Origin of the sequence: Microcystis aeruginosa LEGE 91341 (assembly GCF_015206885.1) — a bacterium.
Classification (GTDB): domain Bacteria; phylum Cyanobacteriota; class Cyanobacteriia; order Cyanobacteriales; family Microcystaceae; genus Microcystis; species Microcystis aeruginosa_H.
In genome coordinates this window covers 22,213-29,472 of record NZ_JADEXY010000050.1, presented here as the reverse complement: position 1 = coordinate 29,472, position 7,260 = coordinate 22,213, and the positions used below count along the sequence as shown (strand labels likewise).

Genomic DNA, 7,260 nt, shown 5'->3' with positions numbered 1-7,260 from the left:
CCATGGCGTTTAACCTCAATGGTTTTAACTTCAACCAGTCGATTCTCGATTCTCAAGGTCGTGTAATCGGTACTTGGGCCGATGTGTTAAACCGCGCTGGTATCGGTATGGAAGTAATGCACGAGCGCAACGCTCACAACTTCCCCTTAGACTTGGCTAGTGGTGAACAGGCTCCTGTAGCTCTGATTGCTCCCGCTATCAATGGTTAATTCCTAGTCTGAACGAAAAGGCACTCCCGCGAGGGAGTGCTTTTTTGTTGTTTGATTATACTTATTTTTAACGAAAATATGGATTTATTTGACTCGATAAAATTGCTGTGTAGTTCAGCTGAATCTTTAACCCAAAAGACAAGAGCGACTACAGAAGGTTAATATAGAGGTTTTCACACCTGTGTGGTACATTTAAACTTTTGCTGATTAAGCTTTTCAACATCGATAATGTACCTCATGCGAACAGGAAATGCTATAGATGAAGTTTTTGTTATGATTAAAACTGAGAGATTTTCATTAAGAGTTATAATAAATCCCGTTATAATAGGGTGAGTAAAGACGAGGAAATAAAATGCCAAAAAAAGCGTACTTAGCTAAACATCTAAGTTCAGAGGAACTGAAAGATAGATACAGAGCAAGTCAAGATTCGGTGGAAACAAGAAGATGGCACTTGTTGTGGAAAATATCTTTAGGATGGACAATAAAAAATGCAGCAGTAGCCGTCGGATTAGATTATCAATATAGTTTTAAAATCCTCAAAAGATATAATGAGTTAGGAGAAGAAGGAGTCAAAAATCTCAAGAAAAAGAGTCACGAACATCGGAGAGGAAAAGAACCTCTATTGAAGGAAGAACAATGGCAAAAATTAAAAGAAGAACTGAAAAAACTTCCTGCTGATGGTGGGATATGGACTGGTCCAAAAGTGGCTAGATGGATAGAAAAGGAAACTGGACGAGAAAAAGTTTGGAATCAAAGGGGATGGGATTACTTAAAAAAGTTCAGACATTGTTGTCAAGAACCCAAACCAAAATATAAAAATAGTAACTAATTGAATCAGAAAAAACTAAGCAGAATTTACTGGTAAAAGTCTAAGAATTAAGAGATAAATTTACCAATACTCAGGTAGTTCTATAACAGGGGGACAAGAAAGCTGAAATCCATATGTCATAAGTTTTTCATGGTTTTAGCTCGAAAAAGTTCGCCGCACCATCTCTCGCTTATTAATAATAATTCCTAATAAGCTCGCTCCTATCCCTAATTCTTTCCTTAGCTTTTTGCCTAGAATCGCTAGATATATTTCTAGTGAGAGAAGCCAGAAGCCTTTGTTGGCAAGTTTTCTAGCTCGCTCTTCCCCCTGTCAGGTAGTTCTCTAGTTATTTGACGAACATCAAATCGGCTTAAAACCGATTATTAGAAAACTCTGGTGGCTTATATAGCAGTTTTCATAAGAATGAGGTATGAGCAAGGAGCTTAAACCCTTTGTTGGCAAAACTTGTCGATACCTCAATAACGTGAAAAGCGCTATAAGTAGTCGTGCAAAATTAATTTCCTAGTCGAGACGGGAGACAGCTATCAGCGATTGGATTTGAGTTTTTATACCATTTCTCTAAATGAAAACTACACATCGAATTTAATACCCCTAAGTCCCCCTTTTTAAGGGGGATTTAGGGGTATTAAACTTCTGTAGTCAGACTTTGGAGAATTGGTATTAGTTCACTATTTACCGATCACTGAAAAAGCGTTCGTGTTGGTGAGCGGATCGAGTGAGCCTAGCCGAAGTCTGAGGGCTGACGGCTTAGATGTATAATTAATTTTGCTTAGGTACTTAGGATGATTTGTTATAGAAACTACTCCCAACAAATTTATACCCAAGTAGTTTTTTCCTTATCACCAACGGCTATCTTATCTACTCGCGCTCAGAAATTGGTTGAGCGGACACAACACTTTCAGCGACAAGATATATGATTAATTTTATATCAGTGCGTATAAATGTTGCCGATTTACCTTTCCAGAAGCTAGGAGTCTGTGCTAAGTTATTGCGAGGATTATCTTCTGAGGCAGCCCTCAAAAGATAGACCATCAATCCAGTCAACTTTATCCTTTTTAGTCTTAGGATTTAAAAAATGACCAAAAACCAACAAATTTTGGCGAAAATGGGGGGGAGTAGCCTTGCTCTCCTTCTTTCCTTGAGCTTAGGACAACAAGCTTCTGCCGCCACCCTCGTTGAGAACCTACCTCCAACAACTTCAAGTAGTTCTGGAGGCGAAGTAAAATTTGATCAATGGGTACGTTCAAGTTTTACAACTGGCAGTGGCAGTTATGGTTATACTCTTAACTCGGTCACTCTTCGGTTCGCACAATCCCTTCCAGTTACTCCAACTGACAATTTATTTGTCCGTCTCTATAGCGACAACGCCGGGGCACTCGGTACTCCGATAACCAGTTTTACTAACCCTAGTCCCATTACTACCACTACCGCCAATAACATTTTTACCCTTACTACTCCGCAAACATTAGGCGCTAATACTGCCTACTGGTTAGTTGCTGGGGTTTCAAGCGGCAGTGAGCAATACATATGGGCCTTGACTGACTCTGGCGACCAAATAGGGGAGCTTGGCTGGTCGATTGGTGATAGTGCCCTTTTTAGTGGTAATCAAGGAGGTACTTGGAATCCTTTTACTGGATTTAACGCTTTTCAATTCAGCGTTGACGGGACAGTAAACACTTCTCCCCCTCCCCCTACTAATATTCCCGAACCGGGTTCCGTTGTTGCCTTGTTAGGACTAGGAGGATTGGGGTTAGCCTCTAGGCTGAAAAAACTCTCTACTCGTGCTTAGAAATTAGCTGAATGGAAACATCTTTCCGTCATCGGTCTTCGATGTCTTGGTAAATGAGGGAATATCCTAACGATTCCCTGCTTTTCATTGGTAAATCTTCTTGACATTATCATTATATAGAAGTTTATCAATAACTGCGATTAACTTCTGTAAATCAAAACAAATTACCGCTAATTTTTCGATCAAGAAAAAGTCTTTCTCAGGCAAGTTTTCCCGTCTCGAAGTGTTAGCGGTGTGTTTTTTTCTTATTGAACCAACGAGCAAATTTTTACTTTAACGAAAGCACTTTCGGCTCGACTTTTTGTGACAAGTGTGCCATAATCTTTGAGAAATCTAGCCGCCACGAGTACCGCCTAATCGCCTTCTGGGTAGAATTCTGGGAAAAGAACGGTGGAGGGGAATTACGGTTAAAAACTTTTTCTATATACACGACTACCATTTTAACAAATAGGCTTCATCTCTTTCTATTGAGAAATATTACAATAAACATGAGTACATTAAGAGAAGTTAATGGGTCGATACATTAACGGGTAAGGGTTTTCAATTATTGTAAGTAGTCGGACATAAATTCTGTTGTCTATCTTAAGAAATGTAAATTGCCGCAATTCTTACTGACTCCTGACGACCGGCTACTGACTCCTTACCCCACAGTTAACTTTACTTTTGTCCAACTATTTAGTAGATATGTATGTGGTAAGTTCAGGAATAAAAAAACTTGAGGAAATTTTTCTTCTGGCGGGATGTTACTAGACTAACCGCCCAAGAGAAAAAATAGGATTATTTTCGGACATTTTTGGCCTTTACAGTAAACTCAGAGGGGGAATATATCCCCTATCTGGTTTTAATCCGAACTGAGGTTAACCACAGCTAATTCTAATGTTTGCCCTTCCTTTTCTAGCTCCTTTTTGCTAAAAGTTAACACTTCATCCAGACAATCAATTACCACCGTATCCCCTTCCATAAAAGCTTGTTCGAGAATTTTTGTGGCTAAAGGATTCTCTAACTCCCGTTGGATAGCACGTTTTAAAGGTCGCGCACCGTAAGTGGGATCGTAACCAACAGTAACGATATGATTTTCTGCGGCCGTAGTTAATTCTAGATTAATTTTTTGTTCTCCTAATAATCTTTCCAGACGCTGTAATTGCAGACGAACAATGTAACGCAATTCTTCTTTTTTCAGGGTGTGGAAAATAATTAAATCGTCGATACGATTCAAAAATTCGGGACGAAAATGACTCCGCAAAGCTGTTAAAACCCGTTTCCGCATCTCCTCATAATCGGCATCTTCGGAAACATTTAAAATATGGTCACTGCCAATATTACTGGTCATGACGATAATCGTATTCCGAAAATCCACCACTCGCCCCTGAGAGTCGGTAATGCGCCCATCGTCAAGCACTTGTAATAAAATGTTAAAAACATCCCGATGGGCTTTCTCCACTTCATCCAATAAAACCACAGAATAGGGACGACGACGCACCGCTTCCGATAGTTGTCCCCCTTCCTCATAACCCACATAACCCGGAGGGGCGCCGATTAACCGCGAAACCGCGTGTTTTTCCATGTATTCCGACATATCGATGCGAACCATGGCTTCCTCGGAGTCGAACAGTAACCCCGCCAAGGCCCGCGCTAACTCGGTTTTACCCACTCCTGTGGGTCCCATAAACAGGAATGAACCAATCGGACGCGAGGGATCTTTCATTCCCGCGCGTGCGCGTCGAATCGCCGCTGCTACTGCCGTGACCGCTTCATTTTGTCCGACAACTTTTTTCTGTAAATGAGACTCTAATTCTAATAATTTTTGTCGTTCTGATTCCATTAAACGATTGACGGGAATTCCCGTCCAACGGGCAACTATTTCGGCAATATCAGCATCAGTTACCTGTTGTCTTAACAGGGTCGAACCTGCCGCTTGAATGGTTTCTAGTTCTTTTTCTTTTACTTCTAATTCCCCTTGTAAAATTTCCAGTTTGCCATACTTTAATTGGGCCGCTTTATTGAGATCATAAGCTCGTTCGGCCTGTTCCACCTGTAGGCGCAATTGTTCTTCTTCCTCTCGTAACAATTTAATTTCCTCGGCGATATGTTTCTCCGTTTGCCATTGGTCAGCGAGAGGCTTTTGTTTACTTTCTAATTCCTCAATTTCTTCGATAATTCTTTCTAAACGCTCTTGAAAAGCTCGATCTTTTTTCTCCTCTTTTTCTAAGGAGAATTTTTCCATCCGTAACTGCATTAAGCGACGATCTATCATTTCCAAATCGGCAGGTTTAGTGGTACTTTCTACCTCTAATTTTGCCGCCGCTTCATCGACTAAATCGATCGCTTTATCTGGTAAAAAGCGATCACTGATATAACGATGGGATAGGGTAGCTGCTGCCACTAGGGCCGAATCGGTAATTGTCACCCCATGATGCACCTCATAACGTTCTTTTAAACCCCGGAGAATCGAGATAGTATCCTCCACGGAAGGTTCCTTAATATAAACCTGTTGAAAACGTCTTTCTAAAGGGGGGTCTTTTTCAATATGATTGCGATATTCATCCAAAGTTGTCGCCCCAATACAGCGCAATTCTCCCCGAGCTAACATAGGTTTTAATAGGTTGCCCGCATCCATCGATCCTCCTTCCCTAGAACCCGCACCGACAACGGTATGTAGTTCATCGATAAAGAGAATAATTCGCCCTTCTGATTGGGTAACTTCTTTCATGACTGACCGCAATCTTTCCTCGAATTCGCCTCGATATTTTGCCCCAGCGATTAAACTTCCCATATCGAGGGAAATTAACTGACGATTTTTCAAAGATTCGGGAACATCTCCGTTAACAATCCTTTGGGCCAATCCTTCAGCGATAGCGGTTTTTCCTACTCCCGGTTCACCGATTAAAACTGGGTTATTTTTCGACCGTCGCGAGAGGACTTGTACCACCCGTCGAATTTCTTCATCACGACCGATAACTGGGTCTAATTTGCCTTCTTTGGCCGCTGCTGTTAAATCCCGGCCATATTTATCTAAAGCTTCGTATTTTTCCTCTTGATTGGGTTCAGTAACCTTTTGAGTGCCGCGAATCGCTTTGATGGCTAATTCTAAATCTTGGGGGTCAAGATTGAAAGTGCGTAAACATTTCCGGCCAACTCTTTCATCTTCGGCAAAACCGACGAGAAGATGTTCGACGGAGATAAATTTATCTTGCCAACTTTCCCGGGATGCTTCGGCGCGATCGAGTAGCAGATCAAGACCACGACCTAGGTATAATTGATCGACGATGGCCACTTTCGGCTGTCGGTTAGTGAAGACTTCTAGCTGTTGTTGCAGTCGGGGAATTTCTATATTAGCTTTTTGTAAAATCCGGGTGGCTAGACCGTTATTCTGCTCTAGGAGGGCAATAATAACGTGTTCCACCTCTAAGGTCTGATTTTTGAAGCGTCGCGCAATTTCTTGCGATTTAACGATCGAATCCCAAGCTTGTTCGGTAAATTTATTCGAGTCTGTGGGTTGCATTCTGCACCAATGAGGAAAGCCAGTGTCAGAGGTATAGTATAGCAAGGAGTCTCGATCGATCACAAAGTTCCGGGATCGACAAAGGGTCTGACTTATTTATCACTATTACCCAATTGGGTTAAAGCTGTCCCGGTGAGACGACAAATTTGCCACTCTTGGAAGACCTTAGCCCCCATTTTTCCATAAAAATCGATCGCCAGTTGATTCCACTCTAAGACAGTCCATTCTAAAAGTCCTGCATCCCTAGCGACGGCAATTTTAGCCACAGCCATTAGTAAAGCTTTCCCGATACCTTGACTGCGATAATCGGGTAAAACGAAGATATCTTCTAGGTAAATCCCCGGTTTAGTTATAAAGGTGGAATAGTTAGTAAAAAATAGGGCAAAACCGACTATTTTACCCTCTACTTCCACCACCAATGCTTCGATGTAGGGTTTTTCTCCGAATAAATGCTCCCCTAAAGCTTGACTATTTCCTGTCATTAAATGGCTGAGTTCTTGATAGGCCGCTAGAGCGACAATTAAGTCAAAAATAGCCTTGACATCGGTAGAAACGGCAGCACGGATGGAATAATTCATGATTGCTGGTCAAATCTTGATTTTAATGCTGATGATGTTCGTGGGGAGATTCAGCAGGGGGAGAATTAAGATTGGAAAAATGACCGTTATTTAATCCCATCCCAACGCTACCAATACTGAAAAGTCCCATGGACACAAAACCGGCCGCAATTGTCCCCATGGCCACGGTTCCAATGGAAACTACTCCCATAGGAACAATACCGATGGAAATAACGCCCATGGGAACAATGCCAATGGAAATTATACCAGTGGGGGCAATACCGATCGACAACCATTTTCGCCCACCACAACTATTCTCTTTTTCTTGACCTAGATTGGAATCCATGCTTTTAATCCCGAAGATGCTTTGAGCC

At 41.7% G+C, this 7,260-nt stretch carries 5 protein-coding genes and 1 pseudogene; 3 read left to right on the top strand and 3 right to left on the bottom strand.

Annotated features, from left to right (window positions below):
* The 3 genes and pseudogenes from IQ234_RS09855 to IQ234_RS09845 all read left to right on the top strand — a co-directional run.
* Positions 1–209 (top strand): annotated as a pseudogene (locus IQ234_RS09855) (hypothetical protein); the annotation flags it as partial.
* Between the two features lie 352 nt (positions 210–561).
* Entirely contained in the window at positions 562–1,038 is a 477-nt protein-coding gene (locus IQ234_RS09850; RefSeq protein ID WP_228008445.1) for a helix-turn-helix domain-containing protein, read from the top strand.
* A gap of 1,075 nt (positions 1,039–2,113) precedes the next feature.
* Positions 2,114–2,827, top strand: a complete 714-nt coding sequence (locus IQ234_RS09845; RefSeq protein WP_193956959.1) for a choice-of-anchor R domain-containing protein — start codon at positions 2,114–2,116, stop codon at positions 2,825–2,827.
* A gap of 841 nt (positions 2,828–3,668) precedes the next feature.
* Here the strand turns inward: IQ234_RS09845 and clpB are convergent.
* The 3 genes from clpB to IQ234_RS09830 form a co-directional block, all read right to left on the bottom strand.
* Entirely contained in the window at positions 3,669–6,329 is a 2,661-nt protein-coding gene (clpB, locus tag IQ234_RS09840) for an ATP-dependent chaperone ClpB (protein ID WP_193956958.1), read from the bottom strand.
* A gap of 92 nt (positions 6,330–6,421) precedes the next feature.
* Positions 6,422–6,907, bottom strand: a complete 486-nt coding sequence (locus IQ234_RS09835) for a GNAT family N-acetyltransferase (protein ID WP_193956957.1) — start codon at positions 6,905–6,907, stop codon at positions 6,422–6,424.
* 22 nt (positions 6,908–6,929) lie between these two features.
* On the bottom strand, positions 6,930–7,232 hold the full coding sequence (locus tag IQ234_RS09830; RefSeq protein WP_002749864.1) for a hypothetical protein: 303 nt from the start codon (positions 7,230–7,232) through the stop codon (positions 6,930–6,932).
* Between the last annotated feature and the right edge of the window lie 28 nt (positions 7,233–7,260).